Annotated in this window: 28 protein-coding genes and 1 riboswitch; of the genes, 9 read left to right on the top strand and 19 right to left on the bottom strand. The window is 71.2% G+C overall.

Annotation, left to right across the window (positions count from 1 at the left end; genetic code table 11):
* The first annotated feature begins 24 nt into the window (after positions 1-24).
* Positions 25-465, top strand: coding sequence for a Fur family transcriptional regulator (locus ACFHW1_RS07350; RefSeq protein WP_416615115.1), 441 nt, complete (start codon positions 25-27; stop codon positions 463-465).
* Positions 466-717: 252 nt separating this feature from the next.
* On the opposite strand, the gene ACFHW1_RS07345 is transcribed toward ACFHW1_RS07350, so the two are convergent.
* From ACFHW1_RS07345 to ACFHW1_RS07335, 3 genes are all read right to left on the bottom strand, one after another.
* Positions 718-1263, bottom strand: a complete 546-nt coding sequence (locus ACFHW1_RS07345; RefSeq protein ID WP_416554422.1) for a DUF6328 family protein — start codon at positions 1261-1263, stop codon at positions 718-720.
* 79 nt (positions 1264-1342) lie between these two features.
* Positions 1343-2122 carry a TIGR03943 family putative permease subunit gene (locus ACFHW1_RS07340; protein ID WP_416554420.1) on the bottom strand — a complete coding sequence of 260 codons (780 nt, stop codon included), beginning with the start codon at positions 2120-2122 and terminating at the stop codon, positions 1343-1345.
* Positions 2119-3135 (bottom strand): permease, encoded by a 1017-nt coding sequence (locus ACFHW1_RS07335; RefSeq protein ID WP_416554570.1) that lies wholly within the window; start codon positions 3133-3135, stop codon positions 2119-2121. Before ACFHW1_RS07335 ends, ACFHW1_RS07340 begins: the two co-directional genes overlap by 4 nt.
* Positions 3136-3347: 212 nt before the next feature.
* Positions 3348-3453: riboswitch (TPP riboswitch) on the top strand.
* Here ACFHW1_RS07335 and ACFHW1_RS07330 point away from each other — a divergent pair.
* The 7 genes from ACFHW1_RS07330 to ACFHW1_RS07300 all read left to right on the top strand — a co-directional run bounded on the left by ACFHW1_RS07330 (position 3450) and on the right by ACFHW1_RS07300 (position 9842).
* A complete protein-coding gene (locus ACFHW1_RS07330) occupies positions 3450-4049 on the top strand; it encodes an ECF transporter S component (protein ID WP_416554418.1) in 600 nt (199 codons plus the stop codon). It overlaps the preceding riboswitch by 4 nt.
* 49 nt (positions 4050-4098) lie before the next feature.
* On the top strand, positions 4099-5523 hold the full coding sequence (locus ACFHW1_RS07325) for an ABC transporter ATP-binding protein (RefSeq protein ID WP_416554416.1): 1425 nt from the start codon (positions 4099-4101) through the stop codon (positions 5521-5523).
* A 44-nt stretch (positions 5524-5567) separates the two neighbouring features.
* Positions 5568-6365, top strand: coding sequence for an energy-coupling factor transporter transmembrane component T family protein (locus tag ACFHW1_RS07320; RefSeq protein WP_416615158.1), 798 nt, complete (start codon positions 5568-5570; stop codon positions 6363-6365).
* 176 nt (positions 6366-6541) lie between these two features.
* On the top strand, positions 6542-8218 hold the full coding sequence (locus ACFHW1_RS07315; protein WP_416615113.1) for a PHP domain-containing protein: 1677 nt from the start codon (positions 6542-6544) through the stop codon (positions 8216-8218).
* A 26-nt stretch (positions 8219-8244) separates the two neighbouring features.
* Complete coding sequence (locus ACFHW1_RS07310) at positions 8245-8739, top strand: hypothetical protein (protein WP_416615112.1); 495 nt, start codon at positions 8245-8247, stop codon at positions 8737-8739.
* A 174-nt stretch (positions 8740-8913) separates the two neighbouring features.
* The gene (locus ACFHW1_RS07305; RefSeq protein WP_416615110.1) at positions 8914-9675 is read left to right on the top strand and encodes a GntR family transcriptional regulator; all 762 of its coding nucleotides are present in this window, start codon (positions 8914-8916) and stop codon (positions 9673-9675) included.
* Positions 9672-9842: a GntR family transcriptional regulator gene (locus tag ACFHW1_RS07300; protein WP_416554405.1), complete on the top strand. Its 171-nt coding sequence runs from the start codon at positions 9672-9674 to the stop codon at positions 9840-9842. Before ACFHW1_RS07305 ends, ACFHW1_RS07300 begins: the two co-directional genes overlap by 4 nt.
* A 930-nt stretch (positions 9843-10772) precedes the next feature.
* Here ACFHW1_RS07300 and ACFHW1_RS07295 read toward each other — a convergent pair.
* The 7 genes from ACFHW1_RS07295 to recO form a co-directional block, all read right to left on the bottom strand.
* Positions 10773-11471: a class I SAM-dependent methyltransferase gene (locus ACFHW1_RS07295; RefSeq protein ID WP_416615109.1), complete on the bottom strand. Its 699-nt coding sequence runs from the start codon at positions 11469-11471 to the stop codon at positions 10773-10775.
* Entirely contained in the window at positions 11468-12292 is an 825-nt protein-coding gene (locus ACFHW1_RS07290) for an ABC transporter ATP-binding protein (RefSeq protein WP_416554401.1), read from the bottom strand. Before ACFHW1_RS07290 ends, ACFHW1_RS07295 begins: the two co-directional genes overlap by 4 nt.
* Positions 12289-13275: an ABC transporter substrate-binding protein gene (locus tag ACFHW1_RS07285; protein ID WP_416554399.1), complete on the bottom strand. Its 987-nt coding sequence runs from the start codon at positions 13273-13275 to the stop codon at positions 12289-12291. Before ACFHW1_RS07285 ends, ACFHW1_RS07290 begins: the two co-directional genes overlap by 4 nt.
* Positions 13276-13301: 26 nt before the next feature.
* Positions 13302-14390 carry a FecCD family ABC transporter permease gene (locus ACFHW1_RS07280; RefSeq protein ID WP_416554397.1) on the bottom strand — a complete coding sequence of 363 codons (1089 nt, stop codon included), beginning with the start codon at positions 14388-14390 and terminating at the stop codon, positions 13302-13304.
* Between the two features lie 109 nt (positions 14391-14499).
* The gene (locus ACFHW1_RS07275) at positions 14500-14784 is read right to left on the bottom strand and encodes a hypothetical protein (RefSeq protein ID WP_416554395.1); all 285 of its coding nucleotides are present in this window, start codon (positions 14782-14784) and stop codon (positions 14500-14502) included.
* A gap of 310 nt (positions 14785-15094) precedes the next feature.
* Positions 15095-15901: an isoprenyl transferase gene (locus tag ACFHW1_RS07270; RefSeq protein WP_416554393.1), complete on the bottom strand. Its 807-nt coding sequence runs from the start codon at positions 15899-15901 to the stop codon at positions 15095-15097.
* Positions 15902-15903: 2 nt separating this feature from the next.
* Complete coding sequence (recO, locus tag ACFHW1_RS07265) at positions 15904-16674, bottom strand: DNA repair protein RecO (protein WP_416554391.1); 771 nt, start codon at positions 16672-16674, stop codon at positions 15904-15906.
* 129 nt (positions 16675-16803) lie between these two features.
* Here recO and ACFHW1_RS07260 point away from each other — a divergent pair, with 129 nt between their 5' ends.
* Positions 16804-17613 (top strand): DUF4097 family beta strand repeat-containing protein, encoded by an 810-nt coding sequence (locus tag ACFHW1_RS07260; RefSeq protein ID WP_416590554.1) that lies wholly within the window; start codon positions 16804-16806, stop codon positions 17611-17613.
* 18 nt (positions 17614-17631) lie between these two features.
* On the opposite strand, the gene era is transcribed toward ACFHW1_RS07260, so the two are convergent.
* The 9 genes from era to hrcA all read right to left on the bottom strand — a co-directional run bounded on the left by era (position 17632) and on the right by hrcA (position 25407).
* Complete coding sequence (gene era / locus ACFHW1_RS07255; protein ID WP_416554387.1) at positions 17632-18537, bottom strand: GTPase Era; 906 nt, start codon at positions 18535-18537, stop codon at positions 17632-17634.
* Positions 18534-18914, bottom strand: a complete 381-nt coding sequence (locus ACFHW1_RS07250) for a cytidine deaminase (protein WP_416554385.1) — start codon at positions 18912-18914, stop codon at positions 18534-18536. Before ACFHW1_RS07250 ends, era begins: the two co-directional genes overlap by 4 nt.
* Positions 18907-20328, bottom strand: coding sequence for a hemolysin family protein (locus ACFHW1_RS07245; protein WP_416554383.1), 1422 nt, complete (start codon positions 20326-20328; stop codon positions 18907-18909). Before ACFHW1_RS07245 ends, ACFHW1_RS07250 begins: the two co-directional genes overlap by 8 nt.
* Positions 20325-20792, bottom strand: a complete 468-nt coding sequence (ybeY, locus tag ACFHW1_RS07240; protein WP_416554381.1) for an rRNA maturation RNase YbeY — start codon at positions 20790-20792, stop codon at positions 20325-20327. Before ybeY ends, ACFHW1_RS07245 begins: the two co-directional genes overlap by 4 nt.
* A gap of 17 nt (positions 20793-20809) precedes the next feature.
* Positions 20810-21868, bottom strand: a complete 1059-nt coding sequence (locus ACFHW1_RS07235) for a PhoH family protein (RefSeq protein ID WP_278170666.1) — start codon at positions 21866-21868, stop codon at positions 20810-20812.
* 128 nt (positions 21869-21996) lie between these two features.
* Positions 21997-22347: an HIT domain-containing protein gene (locus ACFHW1_RS07230; RefSeq protein WP_416554379.1), complete on the bottom strand. Its 351-nt coding sequence runs from the start codon at positions 22345-22347 to the stop codon at positions 21997-21999.
* A gap of 46 nt (positions 22348-22393) precedes the next feature.
* Positions 22394-23137 carry a 16S rRNA (uracil(1498)-N(3))-methyltransferase gene (locus ACFHW1_RS07225; protein WP_416590552.1) on the bottom strand — a complete coding sequence of 248 codons (744 nt, stop codon included), beginning with the start codon at positions 23135-23137 and terminating at the stop codon, positions 22394-22396.
* 43 nt (positions 23138-23180) lie between these two features.
* A complete protein-coding gene (gene dnaJ / locus ACFHW1_RS07220; RefSeq protein ID WP_416554567.1) occupies positions 23181-24314 on the bottom strand; it encodes a molecular chaperone DnaJ in 1134 nt (377 codons plus the stop codon).
* Positions 24315-24384: 70 nt separating this feature from the next.
* The gene (hrcA, locus tag ACFHW1_RS07215) at positions 24385-25407 is read right to left on the bottom strand and encodes a heat-inducible transcriptional repressor HrcA (protein WP_416554376.1); all 1023 of its coding nucleotides are present in this window, start codon (positions 25405-25407) and stop codon (positions 24385-24387) included.
* Positions 25408-25560 lie beyond the last annotated feature (153 nt).

Below are 25560 nucleotides of genomic sequence, written 5' to 3'. Positions count from 1 at the left end.
CAGAACACGTCCCGGAGGCCCTGAATGAGGACTGGAGACACCACGCCCGGCACCGCGGAGCCCTCGACGGTGCGCAACACCCGGCAACGCAGCGCGGTCAGCGCCATCCTCGACGAGCTCGCCGGCTTCCACAGCGCCCAGGAGCTGCACGCCATGCTGCGCCAGCGGGGCGACCGGGTCGGTCTGACCACGGTCTACCGGACGTTGCAAGGGCTGGCCGACTCCGGCGAGGTCGACGTGATGCGCCCGCCCGGCGGCGAGCACCTGTACCGGCGGTGCAGCCAGGGCCACCACCACCATCTGGTCTGCCGCTTGTGCGGAAGCGCGGTCGAGGTGGCCGGGCCGGCGGTGGAGAACTGGGCGGAACGGATCGCGGCCCAGCACGGCTACGTCGGGGTCAGCCACACCATGGAGATCTTCGGGACCTGCCCGAAATGCGCCGCCCGGCGTACCCCTACGACGTGACCGCGCCCGCGCGATTCCGGTCCTCGTACGGCACGCTGTGCGCATGCAGATCTACGCCGACCGTTTTCCGCGCGCCGACCGGCAACTCGCCACCGACCTGATCGTCGTCGTTTCGGGTCTACCTGTGGATCCGCGCCGCCAGCTGGCTGCAGGACCGGGTCGGCGAGCTGGCCCTGGCGCTGGCCACCCGCCCGCTCGGCACCATCGGCGGCCACCGAGGCGTTGGCGGAACTGGAGCTGCGGGCGTTGGGCCTACGTGGCCGGCGCTGACCGGCCGCCACCCGCACCACGGTCGCCACCCGCACCACCGTCGGCACCACCGTCCTCGTCCTCATCCTCGTCGCCGTCCAGCCAACCACGGTGTACGAAGGGCAGGGCGACCCAGAAGATCAGGAACCATACCCCGGTGAGACCGCTGAGCACGAACGCGACCGGTCGGGACAGGATGAAGTCGGTGACCAGCAGCACCGAGCTGACCATGGCGACCAGCATCAGGCTGAGACCCCCGCTGGCCATCCGGTGGGCGAACCGGACCTGCTCCGGCTTACGGCCACGCCGGAAGAGCGCCCGGTGGAACGCCACCGGCGAAATGATCAACGCTGCGGCGGCCGCCGCCGCCAGCAGCGCCACCACGTACACGTCCCGTTGAAACCCGTTCGTGTCGGGGAACCCGCTGCTGAACGGCAGGGTCAGCAGGAACGCGAAGAGGATCTGCACCCCGGTCTGGGCGACCCTCAGCTCCTGTAGCAGATCGGAAAAGTTGCGCTGCCAGCGTTCCTTCTCAGTCTCCCGGTCCACGTCCGCTCGTCCTCCTGCCGGACCGCCCACGCTCAACTGGCGGTCAGCAACGTGCCCCGGACGCCACGGCGGGAAACCTCTACTCGTACTGCTGCCGGGGGGCGTCGATCTGCTGCCACGACTCGACCGCCAGATAGGGGATGCTGGCCCCGTTCACCGGGTCGGTGCCGATCCGGTCGCTGTACCGGCCGACCACCGCGATCCAGGTGTCCGCCGGCAGCCCGGTCGGGGCGCTGCCGTCCATCCCGACCTTGATCGGCCGGCCGTCGGCGGCACAGCAGGAGAGCACGATCCGGGCCAACATCGGCTCACCGTCCGGGCCGTCGGTGACGAAGCCGGTGAGCCGTACGTCGCGCCCGTCCAGCGACCGGCCCTCGTCGAAGATCGCCCGGGAGGCGTAGTCGAGCACGCTGATCTCGGCCGGATCGCCGTCCGGCAGCGGCGGATAATCCGACGATGCCTGCTCGCTGCTCAACGCGGTGCCGGCCTGCGCGACGGCGTACGAACCCAGCGCCGGCGGGGCGACCAGTAGCAGCCCGAGCACCGGCAGGATCAGCAGCCAGCCCACCCTCGGCTCGTGATGGGCGTGGCCGTGGCCGTCGTCGGCGGAGCAACCGTGCCCGTCGTCGACGGCGTGGCCGTGCCCGGCATGTACGCCGACGGCAGGGGCCGGTGTCGACCGACGCCGCAGGTCGTGCCAGAGCGTCATGACCGCTGCGACGATCAGCAGCAGGCCGGCGGCGATCAGGAACGGTTGCAGCGCCTCCTTGACGTACCGCAGGTACATGTCGGTGACGCTGGCCCGTACCACCGCGCCGCCGAGGAGCAGCAGCACCACGCCTTGAGCCTGTTTGTTCACAACAGCACCGTCCCCACCGCGACCGCCACCACGATGGCGATCAGGAATGTCGCCGGAGCGAACCGGTACGCGAATCTGCGCCCGAACGTGCCGGCCTGCATCGAGACAAGTTTCAGGTCGACCATCGGGCCGACGACCAGGAAGACCAGCCGTGAGGTGAGCGAGAACTGCGACAGCGAGGCCGCGACGAAGGCGTCCGCCTCCGAGCAGATCGACAACAGCACGGCGAGTACGGCGAGCGCCAGAATGGACAGCACCGGGTTGTCTGCGAGGGTCTGCAGCCAGCGCTCCGGCACCAGCACGTTGATGCTGGCGGCGGCCATCGCGCCGATGACCAGGAAACCGCCGGCGTGCATGATGTCGTGCCGGACCGCCGCCCAGAACGCCCGTGCCCGGGACAGGTCGTCCAGGTCGGGCCGGCGCGGCAGGCGAATCCAATCGGTGCGACCCAGCCGCAGCCACAGCCAGCCCATCACGACCGCGACGAGCAGGCTGGCGACACCTCGACCGACGACCATCTCGGGGTTGTTCGGGAAGGCAACCGCCGTGGCCACCAGCACGATCGGGTTGATCGCCGGAGCGGCGAGCAGGAAGGCCAGCGCGGCAGCCGGCGCGACGCCCCGACGGATCAGCGACCCGGCGATCGGCACCGAACCGCACTCGCAGCCGGGCAGCACCACCCCGGCGGCGCTGGCCACCGGCACCGCCAGCGCCGGGTGTTTCGGCAACGCCTTCGCCCAGAACGACCTGGGTACGAAGACTGCGATCACCGCAGAGAGCCCCACCCCGAAGACCAGGAACGGCATCGCCTGAACCATCACCGACACGAAGACCGTGGTCCAGGTCTGCAGCCGGGGGTCGGAGATCAGGTTGGCCAACGGCTCGCGGAAGATCACCAGCCCGATCAGCAGGAAGGCGAGCACCTCCACTGAGCCGACCCGGTCACCGAACAGCCGGCGTCGGGGCGGACGCGGGCCGCCGGGCGGTCCGGCGCCGCCGCCGGACCCGGGCAGGTCGTCGTCGGCCGGTGCGGCCCAGTCGATGTCGTCGCCTGGGCGCGTCCGACGCGTCGCGGTGCGATCGGCAGCGGTCACGGCGGGCTGGTCCCCTCGCTGGTGTGAAGGCGGGCAGTTCACGATAACCCGCGCAGGGGTGCCCGCCACCACACCGGGACGCGCCCACTGTCGGTGCGGTGCCGCCGGTGCTAGCGTCGGTGGCACAACCTGATGTCCCACAGGGGAGCGCACACAGCGCTGAGAGTGCGGGGAGTCCCGCAGACCCTCGAACCTGATCTGGGTAATGCCAGCGCAGGGAGTTGGAGCGACGTATGACGCAGCAATCTTTGCCCGCCGACCGCAGCTGGCGGACCGTCGACATCGTGGTCGCCTCGGTGATCGCCGTCGCGTTCGGGGTGGTCTTCTGGCTGTGGGGGTTGATCTGGGCCGCTACCGAGGCCGCGTTCACCTTCTTCCCGCCCGCTCAGGCGGTGCTGTACGGGGTATGGCTGGTGCCGGCCGTGCTCGGCGCACTGGTGATCCGCAAGCCGGGGGCCGCGCTGTTCTGCGAGCTGGTCGCCGCGGTCGTCTCGGCGGCGTTGGGCAGCCAGTGGGGCGCCGTGGTGATCGTGCAGGGGCTGGCCCAGGGGGTCGGTGCCGAGCTGGTGTTCCTGGCGGTGGCGTACCGCTCGTTCCGGCTGCCGGTGGCGCTGGCCGCCGGTGCGGCCGCCGGGCTCGGCGCGGCGATCTTCGACCAGATCCGCTACTACGCGCCGTACGACCTGGTCAGTTTCCGGATTCCGATCTTCATCGTCACCGTGGTCAGCGCGATCGTGCTGGCCGGTGCCGGCAGCGTGGCGCTGACCCGGGCCCTGGCCCGCACCGGGGTGCTCGACCGGTTCCCCGCCGGCCGCGACCGCACCACGGTGTGACCCGGCCGCGACCGTGCCACGGTGTTACCCGGCCGGGGCCGGCCGGGTCGTGAGCCGGCTGGAGCTGCGCGGGTTCGGCTGGCGGCACGCCGGCCGCCGGGCCTGGGCGGTCCGTGACGTCGACCTGAGCGTTGACGCCGGTGAACGGGTCCTGCTGCTCGGGCCGTCGGGGGCCGGCAAGAGCACGCTGCTGGCGGCGATCGCCGGGGTGCTGCCGGCTGACTCGGGCGAGCAGGCCGGCACCGTCACCGTCGACGGGCTCGACCCGCGCAAGGCCCGCGAGCGGGTCGGCATTGTCTTCCAGGATCCGCAGACCCAGCTGGTGATGGCGCGCAGCGGCGACGACGTGGCGTTCGGTCTGGAGAACCGGGGGGTGCCGGCCGAGCAGATCTGGCCGCGGGTGGACGCCGCGCTGGCCCGGGTCGGCTTCCGGTACGGCCGGGACCGGCCGACGGTCGCGTTGTCCGGCGGCGAGCAGCAGCGACTGGCCCTGGCCGGGGCGCTCGCCCTGCGGCCGGGTCTGCTGCTGCTGGACGAACCGACCGCCAACCTGGACCCGGCCGGCGCCGACCTGGTCCGCAACGCCGTCGCCGGGGCGCTCGACGGGGACCGGGACACCACACTGGTGATCGTCGAGCACCGGGTGGCGCAGGCGCTGCCGCTGGTCGACCGGGTGGTGGTGCTGTCCGCCGGGGGCGGGGTGCGGGCTGACGGCGAGCCGGACGAGGTCTTCGACCGGTACGGCGGGCAACTGGCCGCCGACGGTGTCTGGGTGCCCGATCAGCCGCTGCCGCAGCGCGGTGGTTTCCCTGCCCGGGCCGGTGAGCCGCTGCTGATCGCCGACCGGGTCGGGCTGGTGCCCCGGCTCGCCCCGCTCGCCGACGAGGTGCCGCTACGCGCCGGCGAGGCGCTGGCCGTGCTGGGGCCCAACGGTGCCGGCAAGACCACGCTGGCCCTGCTGCTCGGCGGGCTGGTCGCAGCCACCGACGGAACGGTCCAGGCCACCGCCGCGTTGACCGGCGACGGCCGGGTCGGCCCGGCCCCGCACCGGTGGCGGGCACCGGAGCTGGTCCGCCGGATCGGCAACGTGTTCCAGAACCCGGAGCACCAGTTCGTCGCCACCACGGTGGCCGACGAGCTGGCTCTCGGCCCGCGCCGCTGCGGGCTGGCGGAGTCGACCGTCGCCAGGGTGGTCGACGAGTTGCTGCAGCGGCTGCGGCTGGACCGGTTGGCGGCTGCCAACCCGTACACCCTCTCCGGTGGTGAGGCGCGGCGGCTGAGTGTGGCGACCGCCCTGGCCACCGCGCCCCGCCTGCTGGTGCTCGACGAGCCGACGTTCGGCCAGGACCGGCGTACCTGGCTCGAACTGGTCACGCTGCTCGGTGAGCTGCGCGACGCCGGGCACGGGATCGTGACGGTGACCCACGACGTCGACCTCGTCGCCGCCCTCGCCGACCGGCGGTTGACCCTATGAGCCGGCCGGCGGTTGATTCTGTGAGCGGGCCGGCGGCTGACCCGGTGATCGGCGAACCGGACGGCACCAGGACGGCGCCGCTGGCCCGCCGCAACCCGGTAGCGAAGCTCGCCGCCGCGCTGGTCTTCTCGGTGCTGCTGCTGGCCACTCTGGACCCGGTGGCGCCGGCCGTCGCGATCGCCGTCGAGCTCGCCGTGGTCCCGCTGTTCGGGCTCGGCTCCCGGGCCCTGCTGCGCCGGATGGCGCCGCTGCTGCTGAGCGCCGCCGGTGTGCTGGTCACCCTGACGTTGTTCGCCGCCGAACGGACCGGCCCGGTGCTGCTCGCCGCCGGGCCGGTGCTGGTGACCAGCGGCGTGCTGGTCACCGCACTCGGGCTGGCGTTGCGCCTGCTGGCCGTGGCGCTGCCCGGTGTGCTGGTCTTCGCCACCACCGACCCGACCGACCTGGCCGACGCCCTGGTGCAGAACGTCAAGGCCCCGCCCCGGTTCGCGATCGGGGCGCTCGCCGCGTTCCGGCTGGTGCCGATGCTGGCCGCCGAGTGGCAGTTGCTGGCGATGGCCCGCCGGGCCCGGGGCATCGACGCGGGTCGCAACCCGGTGCGTCGGCTCCGGTTGTTCGCGACGACCGCCTTCGGGCTGCTGGTGCTGGCGATCCGCCGGGGCACCCGGCTGGCCACCGCGATGGACGCCCGGGGATTCGACGCCGGCATCCCCCGGACCAGTGCCCGGCGGCAACGGTTCGGGGCGGCCGACGCCGCTCTGGTTGTCGGTGCCGCAGTCGCCGCCGGAGGGTCGCTGGCGGTCAGTTTCGCCGCCGGGGTCTTCCGCCCGGTGATCGGCTGAGCCCGGCCCGGCCACTCCCCGGCAGAAAGATCAGCAGGTCACGCCAGGTGTCACAGATGCACACATGGCAACACCTTCACGGCACGTGCGCCGCAACGACGGCAGTACGTCGCCTGCTGTTTCCCCACCTCCACGAGATTGACCGCGACAAAGTTGATCTGGGAGGCGGAACAGGGATGGGACACCACCACCATCATCACCACCACGACCACGCAGCGAGCGGTGCCGACGTACCGGCACCGCTCGACCTGTCGGTGCCGGACGCCGAACTGTCGCCGACCGAGGCGTCCCGGCGTACCTTCCTGCGGAACGCCGGGCTGCTCGGAGCCGGCGCAGCCGCGTCGTCGGTGCTGGCCGGCGGACACGCCGCGCACGCCGCACCGGCCAACGACGGTGAGTTCGTCTGGCTGGCCGGCGACCACCACATCCACACCCAGTACAGCTCGGACGCCATGTACCGGGTGGTCGACCAGGCCAAGCACGCCCGCGCGTACGGTCTGGACTGGATCGTCATCACCGACCACGGCAACGCCACCCACTCCCGCATCGGGGTGGAGAAGGTCAACCCGGACATCGTCGAAACCCGCAAGGAAATCAAGGACCTGCTGATCTACCAGGGCCTGGAGTGGAACATCCCGTCCGCCGAGCACGGCACGGTCTTCGTCCAGCCGGGGCCGAACGAGGTCGCCGTACTCAAGCAGTTCGAGACCGACTACGACGGTTCGGTCAACGGCACCAGCAGCCCGAGCCCGGAGAACGAGGCGCTCGCCATCGCCGGCATCAAGTTCCTCGGTGACGAGGTCCGCCGACGCCGGATCGGTGGTGCGCTGTTCCTGGCCAACCACCCGTCCCGGCGGGGCGTCGACTCGCCGCACGAGGTGCGGGCCTGGCGCGACGCCGACCCGACCGTGGCGGTCGGCATGGAGGGCGCCCCAGGTCACCAGGCGTCCAGCCTGCCGGCGCCGAACGGCCCGGGTCGCGGTCGCGGCTACTACGAGGGCAGCCCGTCGGCGGCGTCGTTCCCCGGCTACCCGTTGGAGAGCTACCGCACCTGGGGCGGGTTCGACTGGATGACCTCCACCGTGGGCGGGCTGTGGGACAGCCTGCTCGCCGAGGGCAAGCCGTGGTGGATCAGCGCCAACTCCGACTCGCACATCAACTACCTGGGTACGTCGATGCGCGGTCCGGACAGCGACTTCAACGCCAACGGTAAGTACAACGACCCGGTGTACGGGCCGCTGATCACCACCGCCGGTGACTTCTGGCCGGGACAGTACAGCCGTACCCACGTCGGCGCGCAGGCGTTCGGCTACCGCGCGGTGATGGACGCCATCCGGGCCGGCCGGGTCTGGGTGGACCACGGCGGTCTGATCCGGGGCCTGGACATGCGGGTCCGCCGGCTCAACGACCAGCGGCCGGGTGCCGGTGCCACGCTCGGCGGCACGCTGAAGATCAAGAGTGGTACGTCGGTCGTGGTGACCCTGGACATCGATCTGGCCACCGTGCCGAACTGGGCGCAGTTCGTGCCGAAGCTGGCCCGGGTGGACCTGATCGTCGGCGACGTCACCGGACCGGTCACCGACCAGGACACCTTCACCGCCCCGACCACCCGGGTGGCCGCCTCGTTCGAGGTGCAGCCGGGCCGCAAGCGGGTGTCGTTCAGCTACCCGCTGGGCCGGGTGGACCGGCCGATGTACGTCCGGGTGCGCGGCACCGACGGTAACCGCAGCGCGCCCGGTCTGATGGGTGCGGCGGTCGACCCGCACGGCCCGGCGATGGACGTGCTCGGCGACGCCGACCCGTGGCTGGACCTGTGGTTCTACGGCAACCCGATTTGGGTCCTGCCATCCTGACCGCCACCGCCATGATCATTACTGGGGTGAGCCTCGGGCATGCCGACGACGCCGCTGCCGAACATTGGCTGCACGACGTCGTCGGCGTGGCCGACCTGCCCGACCTCGTCGCCTGCACCCATCTGGTGCCGACGCCGAGGCCGCACGTGGCGATCAGTCTGGCCGCCCCCGACGGGCTGCGCGACCTGCCCGCCACCCCGGCCGATCTGGTCCCGGCGGCGGAGCTCGCCGCCGCCGAGCACCGGGCCGGCCGGTCCGGGCGGGCGGTGCGCTACCCCGGGGTCGACCGCCTGGTCGGCACACTCACCGTCGCGGAGCTGCTCGAACTCAGCGCGATCGAGCAGGTCATCATGCTCGGCGGCGCGCAGCCGGATGAGGACACTCCGCTGGTGACCCGGGACTTCGTCCGGCCGCAGTGGATCAACGGGGTACTGACGTTGATCACCACTGCGGTCGGGCCGGGGCGGATCGGGCCGTTCGAGTTGCCCGACCCGACCCCGTGCTGCGCCGATAAACACTGACCGTACGCCTCACCTGTTTAGCCTCACCTGTCCAGCCTCCGGCGCTGGTCACATCCTGTGGCCAGCGCCGGAGGCAGTCTCATGCTCAACGGCCTCCCGCTGCCGGAGCCGCGAGGTGACGCTGACGCACCTTGAAACGCGAAAATAAGGTGTGTCAGCGTCACCTCGCGGGCGGTGGTGTGGTGGTCATCTCGCCGCCGGCCTTACCGAGATGCAGGGTGTCACCGACCCGCAGGAGTTCACCGTCGGCCATCAGTCGTCCCGCCCGTCGTGGACGTACCCGTCCGGCCAGAGCCCGGCGTACTGCAACACCGCCCGCACCCGACGCGCCTTGACCTGATCCCAGCGGTCCAGCACGGCCAACGCGCTGATGAACGGCGGGCAGAACGCCGCCACGTCACACACCCGGCATCCGGCCAACCGACTCGGCATGTGCTCAGTGACCGTCGCCCGCGCACGGTCCAACACGTCGACTCCCGGCCGGTTCCGCATCGCCGCCGCCACCTCGGCGTCGAGACCGTTGACGCTGACGCACAGGTCGGACGCGCGTTCGGTCTCGCCGACACCGGACGAGCCGTCGTCCGCCGCCGACTCATCCTCGAAGACGACCGACCCGTCGAACTCGCCGACTCCTACTACCCGGAGTCCGTCGCCGCCGGCACCCCACTCGCCGACAACCGCAAGATCAAAGGCGGCGCAGTACGGGTCCTTACCAACCTCGGACTCGCGCCCCACCAGGTCAGCGAACACGTCACCGCACGACGGCCGACCGACCACGAACAGGAACTCCTCGACATCCCCGCCGACGAACCACTCCTCGTCCTCACCCGCATCAGCCGCGCCGCCACCGGCCAACCCGTCGAGTACGCCGTCATGCGCACCGTGACCAGCCGCTCCACCGGCCACACCTACCAAATGCAGGTCTCACCCGCATGACCAACGAACCCGACCACGCCGCCGCCAACGACGTACGCGACCGCCAACGCCAGATCGCAGCCGATCTCCGCCGACAGATCCTCACCGGCGAGTTCACACCCGGCGACAAGGTGCCCTCCACCGCCCAACTCTGCCAGCGGGACGGCGTCTCCAACCTCACCACTTAACGCGCACTCGCCATCCTCAGAAAGCAAGGATTCGTCCGTGGCGAGTCCGGGGTCGGCGTGTTCGTCACCGCCAACCAGCCGATCGCCGTCGAAGCGAACCCACTACCCGGGCCGGCGAATCGATCGAAGTCACCGAGATGATCAAAGCCGCCCACCTGCGCAAGGCCAGATACCTCCTGCCCGGACCAGACAAAGCCTGATCTCACCGCCCTCCCGCGACACTTACCAGACCTCCACCGAGGCAGTGGAGTTGGCCACGGCGAACTCCGCTTGGCGAACCGCTGCATGCGCACAACGGACAACTACTCCCCCTTGCCGGAGACGACCGGGTACGCGACAATTTCCACATCGACCTGTCGTTAGGTAGGCGGAGTCAAGTGAGACAGCCACGCCGAGCCAGCAGCATCCGTTGAGGACAGACAACGCATCGATGTACGCAAGATTAGGTGCCGGAGTTGGGGTGAAATGTCGATTGCGGCAACCTCCGACACGCCCAGGATCCAGGGGAGGTTGGCGGAAAGATCCCAAACTGCCCCCGAGCTGCGAAAACCAGCCTCATAGAGATCATCTGAGCCACTACCAAGATCATGATCAACCGAAGGTTGCCCTCCAGGCCCCCCGTTTGCCCAGGTCAGACCGCCCGACATTTCGGACACGGTCCCCGAGCACACGAAAACATCGGCACAGGTCGGCAGTTGACTGAATTTGTTCTGCGACGGCGCTGCCGCTATCCGGAGCGGAGGCCAGGCTTCCCGGGGTAGCCGACGGGGTCGATCGTACTAATGGCCGCGTTCGCATCACGCGCAACGTCCGCGAGCGTGTTAGTGCAGAGGTCGGATAAGGATCAACCGTCGAGTTGCTTCCCTTTGGAACAGGCCGGATGAGGGGACGGACTCCGCTGACCCCGTCACCCCACTCGGCTCGCGACCGTCAGCGACGGCCGGTGACGATGTACTGCAGCTTGAGCTCATGATCGGGTGCCACGCCGAACCGTTGATCGAGTTCGTAGATCGAGGTCAGCGGTACGGCCGTGACATCAGGCAGACCGGCTCCTTCCAGCACCGCCACGGTCTGGTCGATCGACTTCGCGGTGGCCAGCGGCAGCGCCGACCGGACCGCGTCGTCGTAGTGGTCGGCGAAGTTCTCCGAGGCGTTGTCCAGCCCGTCGGGGAACCAGGTGCTGTCGACCACGGCGACGGTGCCGCCGGGGCGCAGCAGGCGTACCCAGTTGGCCACGGCGACCTGCGGCTCCCGCAGCGTCCACATCAGGTAGCGGCTGGTCACCGCGTCGAAGCTGGCCGCCGGGAAGCCCGGGGACACGGCGTCGCCGTACGCGATGACTGGGCCGTCGGGCATCGCGGCGGCGTGGTGCTGGGCCCGCTCCAGCATCCCCTCGGACAGGTCGATGCCGGTCACTCGGTGGCCGAGGCCGGCCAGCACGATGGCCGCCTGCCCGGTGCCGGTGCCGACGTCGAGTACGTCCAGCGGGGCCGGCGGCAGCGCCGCCGCCCAGACCTGCGACCAGGCCTGCTGGTCGGCGGCGAACCGCTCAGGGCGCTGCACGTACGCGTCGTAGCCGGGGGCCCGGCCGGTCCAGTACGCGTTGATCCGATCCTGTACGGCCGTCATGCCGCAGTCCTCTCCTCGGTCACCTCGTGCGGGCGGAACAGCAGGTGGATGGCTCCGTCGAGGTCCAGCCGCCGGATGCCGATCCCGTAGACCGGTTCGAGCACCGCCGGGTCGAGCACCTCGTCCGTGCTGCCGGCGGCCGCCACCCGACCCTCGCCGAGCAGCACCAGGTCGTCGCAGTATCGGGCGGCCAGGTTCAGGTCGTGCAGTACGACGATGGAGCAGGTGCCGAGATCCCGCACCAGTTGCAGGACCTCGTGCTGGTAGCGGATGTCCAGATGGTTGGTCGGCTCGTCGAGCAGCAGATGGGTGGCCTGCTGGGCGAGAGCGCGGGCGATCAGCACCCGTTGGCGTTCGCCGCCGGACAGCCCGGCGAACGCGCGGGCACCCAGGTGGGCGGCACCGACCCGGGCCAGGCAGCGGGCCACGATCTCGTGGTCGGCCCGGCTGGTCCGCTGGAACGTCGACAGGTGCGGGCCCCGGCCCAGCAGCACCAGCTCGGCCACGGTCAACGCGGTGTCGGTGCCGCCGGTCTCCTGCACCACCACGGCCAGCCGGCGGGCGACCTCCCGCGACGGCAGGCCGGTCAGCTCGTCGCCGTCCACCACGACCCGCCCGGCCTCACCGCTCCGACCAGGACCGCTACTGCGCCCGGCGCCGCCGCTGCGCAGGGCACCGTGGAGCAGCCGGAGCAGGGTGGTCTTGCCGCTGCCGTTCGGGCCGATCAGCCCGAGGACCCGGCCCGGCCGGGCGGTCACACTGACCCCGTCGATCACCGGGTTGGCGCCGTAGCGCCAGGAGACCTCGGTCGCGGTGATCACGACTCGGCCTGGAAGTGCTGCACGATCCGTTCGAGTCCATCGATGGACAGTGGGGTCGGCGGCTCGGTGAAGTTGAACAGCTGGGTCAGCACGTCGCCGTTGCGCACGGCGGCCAGGTTCTCCGCCCCGGGCAGCCCGGTCAGGCCCTGTTCGACGGCGGCCGGGTCGCCGTCGCTGTACAGCAGGATCAGCACGTCGGGGTCGCGGCCGAGCAGTTCCTCCACGGTGACTTCGAAGACCCGTTCGGGTACGTCGTCGAAGACGTTGCGCAAGCCGGCCGCCTCCAGCTGAGGGTGCGCCATGCTGGCGGTGCCGTACGCGTAGGTGACACCGCCGCCGACGGTCGGGTACAGCACCGCAGCCGTACGGCCGGTGCCCGCCCCGGCCTGGGCCTGCACCTGTGCCATCCGCTCTTCCAGCGCGGCGACCGCCGCTGCCGCCTCGTCGGCCCGGTCGAACACCTCGCCGTAGGTCCGCATCTGGGCGTAGATGTCGTCGAAGGTCGGCACCGTCGTGCTTCCCGGGCACATCGCCGGCTCCTCCAGCAGCGGGATGTCCACCGCCGACAGCGTGTCCCGGGACAGGTTGTCCACCTCGCCGAGCACCAGGTCCGGCTGTTGGCTGATCACCACTTCCTTGGAGATCTGCAGGTGGCCGCTGGTGTCGGTCTTGTCGGTCAGCAGCGGAATCCGGTCCAGCTCGGCGAGGGTCGCCTCGTCGTAGTACTCCGCCGGGTACTGCCCGGCCCGGGCGGTGACCCGGTCCAGCACGCCGAGCGCGTGCAGGTACGGCACGGCAGCGCTCTTGAGCAGCACGACCCGTTCCGGCGCGGCGTTGAAGGTGACGTTGACGCGGCAGTTGGTGATGGTCACCGGGTAGCCGTCGGCCGCGGCCGGGGTAGGGCCGGCACCGGCTTCGCCGCAACCGGCGGCGAGCAGCGCGGCGGCGGAGATCGCCGCGACGGCGGTACGGGCGGTCGCCATCATTGCTCCTCGAAGGTCGCAGCTGGTCAGGCAGAGGTGGCGTGCAGGCGGCGGATCAGAACCAGCAGGAAAGGTGCGCCCAGCAGCGCGGTGATGATCCCGATCGGGATCTCCTGGGGAGCCAGCAGGACCCGGGCGAGCACGTCGGCCCAGACCAGCAGGATCGCGCCGAGCAGCGCGGCCACCGGCACCACCCGTACGTGTGGTGCGCCGACCAGCCGCCGGGCCAGGTGGGGCACGACTAGGCCGACGAAGCCGATGCTGCCGGCGGCGGAGACCAGCACGCCGACGCTCAACGAGACCAGTACCAGCAGGCGCAGTCGGAACCGGTCCGGGGACACGCCGAGGGTCTGCGCGGTCTCGTCGCCGATGGCGAGTACGTCCAGTCGCCGGCCGACGATGGTCAGGTACCCGGTCATCCCGACCAGCACGACGGCGGCTACCGCCAGCAGCGCGTCCCACCGGGCCAGCCCCAGCGACCCGAGCAGCCAGAACATCACCGACCGGGCGCCCTCGGCCGACCCGGAGGCGAAGATCAGGAAACTGGTGGTGGCGTACAGCGCGTAGCCGACGGCGACGCCGGACAGCAGCAATCGGATCGAGGTGACCCGGCCGCCGCTGCGGGCGATCAGGAAGACCAGCAGCGACGCGGCGAGGGCGCCGAGGAATGCGCTGGTGGACAGGGCGTACTGGCCGAAGCCGGCGCCGGCCCCGAACAGGATCGCCGCCGCCGCGCCGCTGGACGCTCCGGAGTTGATGCCCAGCAGGTACGGGTCGGCGAGCACATTGCGGACCATCGCCTGCAGCGCGACTCCGCACACGGCCAGCCCGGCGCCGACGAGCATGCCCAGCAGCACCCGAGGCAGCCGGACCTGCCAGACGATGGCCTGCTCCGGCAGGCTCCAGGTCGCCTCACCGGGCAGTCCGACGAGTTGGTGGCCGATGATGGCGGCGACGGTCGTCGGGGCGATCCCGATCCCGCCGGAGCCGACCGCCACCACGGCGGTGGCCACCAGCCCGACGGTCAGGACAACCAGCCAGATCCCGGTCCGGCGGCGCTGTGCGGCGACGCCGAGCAGGTCGCTGCGGGCTGCCGACAGGGTGGCCGCCGCCATCGCCCCACCCCCACACGCCGATTCCTTGCTCTTGCAAAGCTATGGCAAGAAGCTAGCAGCAAGATCAAGGGATCGGAAGGTGGTGAGTCACTGTTCACCTCGGCGTCGGTCAGCTGCGCCGGAACTGGTAGTTGCGGCCCTTGGCGGCGCGCTGACCGCGACCGGCGAGCCGGTCCGGGCGGACGCTCCTGGCCTGCGGGCCGGAGCCCGGCGCGACGGCGCGGGCAGCGCGGGCAGCGCGCCGACCCTCGGCGGGCAGCGCGTCCTCAGGCAGCGCGACCTCGGGCAGATCGATCTCGGACAGAGTGACCTCGGGCAGCGCGAGTTCACCCGGGGCGTCGTCGGGCACGGTGAACCGGGGCGTCGTCGTGTCTTGTTCTGGTCGTTGCGCCATGTGAGAAGACCTCCTGGCTACGAACCGCCACGCGAACCCGCGGCGGTGACGGGTGAGATGCGGGAGGCGGGCGCCGCAGACACCGACGACAGTCCACAACAGCGGGACCGGGCAGCCGGGACTCAGTGACGCCCGCAGTGCCGACCGGCGGCGGAAACCCCGCACGGCACGGATCGACGGCGACCGCCGAGCGGTCGCGGCACTGCGAAAGGGCGTCAGAAGCGCATGACAATCACGCTAACCGGTGCGGTCCCGCGGCGCACCCGGTTTTCCAGACAGTCCGGCGGCGGCGCCGGGACGGCTCGGTGGCTCAGCCCTGCGGGGCGACCGGGTTGGGCAGGGCACCACCGAAGCGGCGGTCCCGCTGGGCGTACAGCTCGCAGGCGTACCACAGGTGCCGCCGGTCGAAGTCGGGCCAGAGGGTGTCCAGAAAGACCAGCTCGGCGTAGGCCGACTGCCAGAGCATGAAGTTCGACGTCCGCTGCTCGCCGGACGGCCGCAGGAACAGGTCCACCTCGGGCACTTCCGGGTGGTAGAGGTAGCGGGCCAGCATCTTCTCGTTGACCCGGGCCGGATCGACCTTGCCGGCCGCGACGTCCCGGGCGATCGCCGCCGCCGCGTCGGCGATCTCCGCCTGGCCGCCGTAGTTGACGCAGAACTGCAGGGTGAGCGTGCTGTTGTGGCGGGACATCTGCTCGGCGGTCTGCAGCTCGGAGATCACGCTCTTCCACAGCCGGCCGGCCCGGCCCGACCACACCACCCGTACCCCGAGGTCGACCAGCTGGTCGCGGCGGCGGCGGATGACGTCGCGGTTGAAGCCCATCAGGAAGCGGACCTCGTCCGGCGAGCGGCGCCAGTTCTCCGTCGAGAACGCGTACGCCGACAGGTACGGAATGCCCAGCTCGATCGCGCCTTCGACGGTGTCGAACAGCGAGAACTCTCCCTGCTCGTGCCCCTTGGTGCGGGGCAGCCCACGGTCCTTGGCCCACCGGCCGTTGCCGTCCATCACGATCGCCACGTGGTCGGGCAGCGCCTGCTTCGGCAACGCCGGTGGCCGGGCACCGGACGGGTGCGCAGTGGGTGCCACCGGCGGGCGCAGGCCCCTGCCCTTGGTCATGATCAATCTCCTGGGGAACGGTCGACCAACGGCAGCGAGCGTAACCCGCGTTCCAGATGCCACTGCAGGTGCGCCGCCACCAGCCCGCTGCACTCCCGGCGGGTGGCCGGCTCCGAGGTGTCCGCCACCTGCCAGTCGCCGGTGGCCAGGGCGGCCATCAGGTCGATGGTGGCCGGCGCCGGATGGGCCGCGCCGGGTGGTCGGCAGTCCGGGCAGACACACCCCCCGGCCGGTACGGAGAACGCCCGGTGCCGGCCCTGGGTGCCGCACACCGCGCAGTCGCGCAGCGCTGGCGCCCAGCCGGCGAGGGCCATCCCGCGCAGCAGGTACGCGTCGAGCACCAGGGTGCCGGCGTGTTCGCCGTCGGCGAGGGCCCGCAGCGCGCCGAGGGTGAGCTGGAACAGCCGCAGCGACGGCTCCCGTTCCACCGGGGTGAGGCGCTCGGCGGTTTCGACGATCGCGCTGGCCGCCGTGTAGCGCGGATAGTCGGCCAGGAACCGTTTGCCGTACAGGTGCAGCCCTTCGACCTGGCTGACCGTGTGCAGTGAGCTACCGGGCCCGTCGGGGTTCCCGGCGATCTGCAGGTCGACGTGGCCGAACGGCTCCAGCCGGGCGCCGAACCGGGAGGTGGTCCGGCGTACCCCCCGGGCCACCGCCCGCAGCCGGCCGTGCCGGCGGGTCAGCAGGGTGATGATCCGGTCGGATTCGCCCAGCTTCTGTACGCGCAGCACCACCGCGTCGTCGCGGTAGAGCTGGCGGCGGTATCCGGGCACCCGGTCATTGTCCCGTGCCGACCGGGTGTGCCGGCGGCCGGCCCTGATATGGACTCAGGGTCGCGATCCGGGACAGATCCGTGGCCGTGCCGGATGTGTTCTGCCGTTGGCGCTCGTAGCGTCACCGGTATGCCTCCCACCCGTACCACGAGCACCGCGTTCGCCGCCGCGTCGACCGTCGCGCTGCTGGCCGTCGCCTCGGCCGCGTGCACACCGCTTGACTGGCACCAGCTGGACTTCCACGACACCGAGACGGTTCCGATCACCGCGGTGCGGATCGTGGAATCCGGCGACGGCGACGTGCTGGTGCGGACCCGGCCCGGTGACACGGTCGAGATTCAGCGGGTCGTCCGCTACCAGCGTTCCGAGCCGGGTCGGACCTACCGGATCGACGGGACGGTGCTCGAGCTGGACACGTCGTGCGGCTGGCGGTGCGACGTGTCGTACGAGATCGTCGCGCCTCCGGGCGTCTCGGTCGAGGGTGAGAACGGCTCCGGCCAGCTGATGCTGTTTGACGTGTCGGACGTGTCGGTGCGGGTCGGATCGGGGAGTATCACCATCGACCGAGCTACTGGTCGGGTGGACGCGCGGACCGGTTCCGGCGGCATCACCGCGTACCGGCTGTCCGGTCCGGCGGAGCTGCACACCGGTTCCGGCTCGATCGATGGCCGCGATCTCAGCGGCGACGGGGTGGTCGCGACCACCGGCTCCGGAAAGGTGGCACTCACCCTCGGTGACCCGGGTCCGGTGCGTGCCGAGGCGTCCAGTGGGTCGGTGCACGTCACCGTGCCCGCGGGTAGCTTCCGGATCCGGACCGAGACCGGATCCGGATCGGCCGACGTACGAGTGCCGGACGATCCGGACGGCGAGCATCTTATCGACGCGCGGACCGGCAGCGGGAGCATCGTCATCGACCGCAACCGGCCCGGACCAGAGTAGCGTCGCGCAGATACCAGGTCAGAAGCCCAGTTTGCGCAGCTGCCGGGGGTCACGCTGCCAGTCCTTGGCGACCCGCACGTGCAGATCGAGGTAGACCCGGCTGCCGAGCAGCTCCTCGATCTCCCGGCGGGAGCGGGTGCCGACGTCACGCAGCCGGCTGCCGCCGGCGCCGATGACAATCGCCTTCTGACTCGGCCGCTCGACGTAGATGTCGGCATATATCCGAATCAGCGAATCCTCCGGGAGGATCTCCTCGACGATCACCGCGATCGAGTGTGGCAGCTCGTCCCGTACGCCATCCAGCGCGGCTTCCCGGATCAGCTCGCCGATCAGCACCTGCTCGGGCTCGTCGGTGAGCATGTCGTCCGGGTAGAGCCGGGGAGATTCGGGCAGGTGGCCGGTCATCACCTCGACCAGGGTCTGCACCTGGTGGCCGGTGGCGGCGCTGACCGGCACCACGTCGGCGAAGTCGCCCAGCTCGCTGACCGCGAGCAACTGTTCGGCGAGCCGGCGCCGGTCGACCAGGTCGGTCTTGGTGACCACCGCCAGCACCGTTGCTTTGAGCTCGGCGATCTCTGCGGTGATGAACCGGTCGCCCCGGCCGACCGGCTCGTTGGCCGGGATGCACAGCCCGATCACGTCGACCTCGCTCCAGGTCTGGCGGACCAGGTCGTTGAGGCGTTCGCCGAGCAGCGTCCGCGGCCGGTGCAGCCCCGGGGTGTCGACCAGGACAAGTTGCGACTGCGGCTGGTGCAGTACGCCCCGGATCACGTGCCGGGTGGTCTGCGGCTTGCTGGAGGTGATCGCGATCTTCTGCCCGACGATCGCGTTGGTCAGGGTCGACTTTCCGGCGTTCGGGCGGCCGACGAAACAGGCGAAGCCCGCCCGGAAGGTCTCCGGCGGAGCTGACCCGTGCCGGCTCACTGGCGTACCGTGCCGAGCAGTTTGCCGTCCGGGGCCGCGACGTGGACCGGCGCGTCGGTGGCCAGGTCCCGCACCACCGCGTGGCCGGCACCATCCAAGGTGGATGCTTCGGTAACCACGGCGGCGGCCTCCAGCCGGGTGGCGCCGGACGCGACGGCCGACGCGACCGCCAGCTGCAACGCGGTCAGCGTCAACGACGGCAACGCGACGTTCGCCCCGGCGTAGGTGCGACCATCCTGGTCCCGTACGGCGGCGCCCTCGGCCGCGCCGATCCGGGCCCGGGCACTGCGGGCCAGCACGACCAGCTTGCTGTCCTCGGCGCTGATCTGCTGCTCCGGCTCCGACCCGGCCGGCGCGGCCGACGGCGACTCAGGCATCTGCGTGCTGCCTTTCCTCTGCTCTGGCATGACGGTGGTCTCTGCCACCGGCGGTGCGCTCGGCCGACGGCCCGGCCGGCCGGTCGCCGGTCGACTGGTCGACGGTCCGGCGTACCAGGACGGTGTCCACCCGGTTGCGCCGCCCAGTGGTGCCCTCGGCGACCAGCCAGAGGCCGGCGACGGTGACCTCCGCACCCGGGATCGGCACCCGGCCGAGCACGTGGGCCATCAACCCGCCGACCGTCTCGACCTCGTCGTCGGAGATCTCCACGTCGAACAGCTCGCCGAGGTCCTCGACCGGCAACCGGGCGGTCACCCGGACCCGATCGTCGTCGAGTCGTTCGACCGGTGGCCGCTCGACATCGTACTCGTCGGTGATCTCACCGACGATCTCCTCCAGGATGTCCTCGATGGTGACCAGTCCCCCGGTGCCACCGTACTCGTCGACCACGATCACCAGGTGGGTGCGGGCGGCCTGCATCTCGGAGAGCAGGTCGTCCACCGGCTTGGACTCCGGCACGAACGTCGCCGGACGCATCAGTTCGATCACTGGGACCTCGTCGCTGCCCGGCCCGACCGAGTGGGCCCGACGCACCACGTCCTTGAGGTAGATGATGCCCACCACGTCGTCGACGTTCCCGCCGATCACCGGAATCCGGGAGAAGCCGGACCGCAGGAACAGCGCCAGCGCCTGACGCAACGTCTTGTGCCGTTCGATCCACACCATCTCGGTCCGCGGCACCATCACCTCGCGGGCGATGGTGTCGCCGAGCGCGAACACCGAGTGGATCATCTGGCGCTCGCCGTGCTCCACGACGCCGCGCTGCTCGGCCAGGTCGACCAGCTCCCGCAGCTCGATCTGGGTGGCGAAGGGGCCCTCCCGGAAGCCCTTGCCCGGGGTCACCGCGTTACCGATCAGGATCAGCAGGGAGGCCAGCGGGTTCAGGGCGCGGCCCAGACCGCGCACCAGCGGCGCGGTCGCCCGCGCCACGACGAAGGCGTGCTGGCGGCCGATCGTACGCGGGCCGACCCCGACCACCACGAAGCTGACCACGGTCATCGCCCCGGCGGTGACCAGCGCCGCCGTCCAGCCGGCACCGAAAGTGTCCACGGCGACCAGCGCGACCAGGGTGGTGGCGGTCAGCTCGCAGAGCAGGCGGAGCAGCAGCAGCAGATTGACGTGCCGGACCGCGTCCGCGGCGACGATCTGCAGCGCCCGGGCGGACCGACTACCGTCGCGGGCCAACTCGGCGGCCCGGGCCGGGGAGACGACGACCAACGCCGCCTCGGTCATCGCGATGATTCCGGCCAGCACCACCAGACCGGCGGCGATGACCAACAGTTGCAGGTCCGGCAGCCCGGTGGCTGCCGCAGCGGCGGCCAGCGGGGTGCCGGTGGTATGGCCAGAGTTCACGTGGCCCGGGCTTCCTTCCAGCTGTAGAGCAGGCGAGCCTGCAACTCGAACATCTCACGTTCCTCGTCCGGCTCGGCGTGGTCGTAGCCGAGCAGGTGCAGCACCCCGTGCACGGTGAGCAGGTGGAGCTCGTCGGCGGCGGCGTGCCCGGCGGTGGCCGCCTGCTTGGCGGCCACCTCCGGGCAGAGCACGATGTCGCCGAGCAGCCCCGGCTCGTCCGGGCTCGACTCGCCCGGACCGTGGTCGACGCTGCCCTCGTCCATCGGGAAGGCGAGTACGTCGGTCGGCCCGTCGCCGCCCATCCAGCGGTGGTTGAGCTCGGCCATGTAGTCCTGGTCGACCAGCAGCACCGACAGCTCCGCGAGCGGGTTGACGCCCATCTCGTCCAGCGCGTGACGGGCGACGGCGAGCACCGCGTCGGTGTCGACGTCGATTCCGGACTCGTTGGCGATCTCGATGGACACGTATCTCTCCCGAAGCTCTATCGACGCCGGTTCGCCCGGCCGCCGTGGGCGGTCCGGCCCTGGACCGCGTGGACGCCCTGATTCTGCTGTGCTTCGCGGTCGGCGTCCCACCGGGCGTACGCGTCGACGATGTCGCTGACCAGCCGGTGGCGCACCACGTCGGTGCTGGACAGCTGCGCGAAGTGCACATCGTCCAGGCCGGTGAGGATGTCCCGCACGGTACGCAGCCCGCTGGAGGTGCCACCGGGCAGGTCGACCTGGGTGATGTCGCCGGTGACCACGATCCGGGAACCGAAGCCGAGCCGGGTCAGAAACATCTTCATCTGCTCGGCCGTGGTGTTCTGCGCCTCGTCGAGGATGATGAAGGCGTCGTTGAGGGTCCGACCCCGCATGTAGGCCAGCGGCGCGACCTCGATGGTCCCGGCCGCCATCAGCTTCGGGATGGAGTCGGGGTCGAGCATGTCGTGCAGCGCGTCGTAGAGCGGACGCAGGTAGGGGTCGATCTTCTCGTAGAGCGTGCCGGGCAGGAAGCCGAGCCGCTCACCGGCCTCGACCGCCGGCCGGGTCAGGATGATCCGGTTGACCTGCTTGGCCTGCAGTGCCTGCACCGCCTTGGCCATCGCGAGGTAGGTCTTGCCGGTGCCGGCGGGGCCGATGCCGAAGACGATGGTGTGCGCGTCGATTGCATCCACGTACCGCTTCTGGCCCAGGGTCTTGGGCCGGATGGTCCGCCCGCGCCGAGAGAGGATGTTGAGGGTGAGCACGTCGGCGGGGCGTTCGCTGCCGCCCTGCGCCAGCATGCCGACGGTACGCCGGACCGCGTCGGTGGTCAGCGTCTCGCCCTTGGCGATGAGCTCGAGCAGCTCACTGAACAACCGCTCGGCCACCGCGTTGTCCGACGGCACACCGGTGATGGTGATCTCGTTGCCGCGTACGTGGACGTCGCTGGCGAGGGACTGCTCGACCAGCCGCAGGATCTCGTCGCCTGCGCCGAGCAGGTTGACCATGATCTGCGGGTCCGGGACGGTGATCCTGGTCTGCACCCGGGCCTGCCCGGGAGGTGGAGTGCCGGTCATGGGTCGGCCTGACGGCCTTTCGCACCTGCTTCCATTTCAGCGCCCCGACCCGGTCGGCCGCGGCGGGCGGACTTGCTGCCATCGTATCCGCTCAACGCCCGGCGCAGCGGCTCCATTTCCGCCGGTCGTCACCGGGACAGCAGCGGACCGAGCGGTGCCCCACCGAGCACGTGGGCGTGCACGTGGAACACCTCCTGACCGGCGTACCGGCCGGTGTTGAAGATCAACCGGAAGCCGTCCGCAGCGAGCCCTTCGGCCTGCGCCACCGCGGCCGCCGTGGCCAGCAGCTCGCCCGCGACGGCGGGGTCTGCGGCGGCCAGGGCGGCGACGTCGGGGTGGTGCTGCTTCGGTATCACCAGCACGTGGGTCGGTGCCTGCGGGTGGAGGTCCCGGAACGCGACCGTGTTGGCCCCGTCGTACAGCAGGGTGGTCGGCAGTTCCCCGGCGGCGATCCGGCAGAAGACACAGTTGTCGCTCACCCGACGGATGGTAGCGGTGATCGGGTCCGGCCGGTCCACCGCCGCGCTACCAGCGCCCCAGCCGACCGGAGAGCAGGGCGAGTGCCGCGACACCGGCGGTCGACGTCCGCAGCACCGCCGGGCCGAGCCGCACCGGCCGGGCCCCGGCGTCGACGAAGGTGGCCAGCTCGGCGTCGTCGATCCCGCCTTCCGGCCCCACCACCAGCAGCACCGACCCGGTGGTCGGCAGGTCGGCGACGGCCAGCCGCTGCTGCGCCGACTCGTGCAGGACGAAGCCGGCGGCGGACGCCGCGCACCGGGCGGCGACCGCGTCGGTGGGCTCGGCCGGCTGCTGGTCGGAGCCGCCGATCGTCGGCAGCCACGGCCGGCGGGCCTGTTTGGTGGCCTCCCGCGCGGTGTCGACCCATCGTCGCCGGGCGCGGGCACCACGGTCGTCGCGCCAGCGGGTCACCGATCGGGCGGCCGCCCACGGGACGATCTCGTCGACCCCGACCTCGGTCATCGCCTGCACCGCCAGCTCACCCCGGTCGCCCTTGGCAATGCCCTGCGCCACCACCAGCCGGGGGTCGGCGGCGCTGACCTGCCCGGTGTCGAGGATCCGCAGGTCGAGCTGGTGCCGGCCGACAGCCTCGACCACCGCGTCGGCGACGCCGCCGCGCCCGTCGGCGAGCCGCAGCCGCTCGCCGAGACGCAGGCGGACCACCGTGGCGGCGTGGTGGCCCTCCGGCCCGTCGAGGGTGTGGGTCGGCCCGGTCGGCAGGCGGTCGACGAGAAACAGTGGGGCGCTCACGTCGGATCGGTCCTCCGCTGCTGCTCGCTGGCCGGACGGCGGGTCAGCCGTGGCCGTTGAACGCGTCGCGCATGCGGGAGAAGAATCCGCCCTGCTTGGTCAGCTCGGCGACCTCCTCGCCCCGGGCCTTGGCGAACTCCCGCAGCGTCCGCTCCTGCTCGGCGTCGAGCTTGGTCGGGGTACGCACGTCGAGGTGCACGTAGAGGTCACCGCGGCCGGTGCCGCGCAGATGCGGCACGCCGCGCCCGCGCAGCCGCAGCGTGGCACCCGGCTGGGTGCCCGGCTTGACGTCCACCGGCTCGTCGCTGTCCAGGGTCCGGATGGTCAGCCGGGTGCCGAGCGCCGCGGCGGTCATCGGCACGGTGACCCGGCAGTGCAGGTCGTCGCCCTTGCGGGAGTAGACGTCGTGCGGCTGCTCGTGGATCTCGACGTACAGGTCACCGGCCGTGCCCCCGCCCGGCCCGACCTCGCCCTGCTGGGCCAGCCGGATCCGCATCCCGTCCTCCACCCCGGCGGGGATCTTGACGGTCAGCGAACGTCGGGTCCGCACCCGGCCGTCGCCGGAACAGGTGGTGCAGGGGTGCGGGATGACGGTGCCGTAGCCCTGGCAGGCGACGCAGGGCCGGGACGAGACCACCTGGCCGAGGAAGGTCCGTTGCACGGACTGGACCTCGCCGCGCCCGCCGCACGCCTCGCAGGTCGCCAGGTGGGTGCCGGCTGCGGTGCCCGCGCCGGAGCATGTGGTGCAGATCACCGCCGTGTCGACGGTGATCGGCGCTTCCACGCCGAACGCGGTGTCGGTCAGATCGAGCTCCAGGCGCAGGATCGCGTCGGCGCCTGGGCGGGTCCGCGACCTCGGCCCACGGGAGCCGGCCGCCGCCCCGAAGAAGGCGTCCATGATGTCCTGGAAGCCGACGAAGGGCCCGGCCCCGCCGGGGCCGCCGCCGGGCGCGCCGCCGGGTGCCAACGGGTCGCCACCGAGATCGACGATCTGCCGCTTCTGGTCGTCGGAGAGCACCTCGTACGCGGCGTTGATGTCCTTGAACTTGTCAGCCGCCACCGGATCCGGATTGACGTCCGGATGGTACTGCCGGGCCAACTTGCGGTAGGCCCGCTTGATGTCGTCAGCGGAGGCGTCCCGGCTCACGCCGAGAATCCCGTAGTAGTCCTTGGCCACTGCGTCTGGTGTCCTCATGTGTCAGTCTCGCATGTGCAGTTCGCCGGGTCGTTTTGATCCTGCCCGCCGGTCAGTTCTGCGCCAGCAGATCGCCGACGTAGCGTGCCACGGCGCGAACCGTGGCGATGGTGCCGGGGTAGTCCATCCGGGTGGGCCCCAGCACGCCGAGGCCACCGACCATAACGGTGCCCGGACCGTAACCGGTGCTGACCACGGATGCGGCCCGCAGGTTGTCAACCTCGTTCTCGTCGCCGATGCGGACCCGCAGGGTGCTCGGCTCCACCTCGCCGATCAGCTTGAGCAGGACGACCTCCTCCTCCAGTGCCTCCAGTATCGGACGCAGGGAGCCCTGGAAGTCGAGTAGTCCCCCTCTGGCCAGGTTAGCGGTCCCGGCCAGGGCGAGGCGTTCCTCGTGCCGCTCGACCAGCGTCTCCAGCAGGACCGTCGAAAGCGTGGTCATCGCCGGTCGCAGGTCCGCTGGCACCTCGTCGACCAACGCCTGGACCAACGGCGGAGTGTCGGAGAGCCGACAGCCGTCGAGCTTCTCGTTGGCCAGCCGACGCAGGTCGGTCACGTCGTCGGCACTGATCGGGGCCGGCAGCTCCACCAGTCGCTGCTCGACCCGGCCGGTGTCGACGATCAGGACCAGCATCAGCCGAGTGGTCGAGATCGGCACCAGCTCCAGGTGCCGGACCGACGACCGGGACAGGCTCGGGTACTGCACCACCGCGACCTGGCGGGTGAGCTGGGCGAGCAGCCGGACGGTGCGGTGCACGACGTCGTCGAGGTCGACGGCGCCGACGAGGAAGCGTTCGATCGCCCTGCGCTCGGCCGGGCTGAGCGGTTTCACCCGGGACAGCCGGTCGACGAACAACCGGTAGCCACGGTCGGTCGGGACCCGCCCGGCGCTGGTGTGCGGCTGCCGAATGTAGCCCTCCTCCTCCAGCACCGCCATGTCGTTGCGGACGGTCGCCGGTGACACTCCAAGCTGGTGCCGCTCGACCAGCGCCTTGCTGCCGACCGGCTCCTGGGTGGCGACGTAGTCCTCGACGATCGCCCGGAGCACGTCGAGTTTGCGGTCGTCGAGACCCATCTGCACCTCCTTCGCCGGCACCGGTCGGACCGGTCACCGGTCGGACCGGTCCGAGGCTACGGTCCCGGCCGTCGCGGCGGCCGGTGGGTGGCCGGACCAACGACGCCCCTGCTGGCACTCGCCGGCTGTGAGTGCCAGCATACGTCGATCGGG

It is taken from the genome of Micromonospora sp. LOL_014, from assembly GCF_048060245.1.
Lineage (GTDB): Bacteria > Actinomycetota > Actinomycetes > Mycobacteriales > Micromonosporaceae > Micromonospora_E.
The sequence above is the reverse complement of the archived record's forward strand: the minus strand, read 5'-3'. Positions and strand labels throughout refer to the sequence as shown.

Bases quoted from the DNA above. Each gene is read 5' to 3' on its own strand.
- ACFHW1_RS07350 (WP_416615115.1), top strand. From the start codon at position 25: ATGAGGACTGGAGACACCACGCCCGGCACCGCGGAGCCCTCGACGGTG.
- ACFHW1_RS07330 (WP_416554418.1), top strand. From the start codon at position 3,450: ATGACGCAGCAATCTTTGCCCGCCGACCGCAGCTGGCGGACCGTCGAC.
- ACFHW1_RS07315 (WP_416615113.1), top strand. From the start codon at position 6,542: ATGGGACACCACCACCATCATCACCACCACGACCACGCAGCGAGCGGT.
- ACFHW1_RS07300 (WP_416554405.1), top strand. From the start codon at position 9,672: ATGACCAACGAACCCGACCACGCCGCCGCCAACGACGTACGCGACCGC.
- ACFHW1_RS07295 (WP_416615109.1), bottom strand. From the start codon at position 11,471: ATGACGGCCGTACAGGATCGGATCAACGCGTACTGGACCGGCCGGGCC.
- ACFHW1_RS07285 (WP_416554399.1), bottom strand. From the start codon at position 13,275: ATGGCGACCGCCCGTACCGCCGTCGCGGCGATCTCCGCCGCCGCGCTG.
- ACFHW1_RS07280 (WP_416554397.1), bottom strand. From the start codon at position 14,390: ATGGCGGCGGCCACCCTGTCGGCAGCCCGCAGCGACCTGCTCGGCGTC.
- ACFHW1_RS07275 (WP_416554395.1), bottom strand. From the start codon at position 14,784: ATGGCGCAACGACCAGAACAAGACACGACGACGCCCCGGTTCACCGTG.
- ACFHW1_RS07270 (WP_416554393.1), bottom strand. From the start codon at position 15,901: ATGACCAAGGGCAGGGGCCTGCGCCCGCCGGTGGCACCCACTGCGCAC.
- ACFHW1_RS07260 (WP_416590554.1), top strand. From the start codon at position 16,804: ATGCCTCCCACCCGTACCACGAGCACCGCGTTCGCCGCCGCGTCGACC.
- ACFHW1_RS07250 (WP_416554385.1), bottom strand. From the start codon at position 18,914: ATGCCTGAGTCGCCGTCGGCCGCGCCGGCCGGGTCGGAGCCGGAGCAG.
- ACFHW1_RS07235 (WP_278170666.1), bottom strand. From the start codon at position 21,868: ATGACCGGCACTCCACCTCCCGGGCAGGCCCGGGTGCAGACCAGGATC.
- hrcA (WP_416554376.1), bottom strand. From the start codon at position 25,407: ATGGGTCTCGACGACCGCAAACTCGACGTGCTCCGGGCGATCGTCGAG.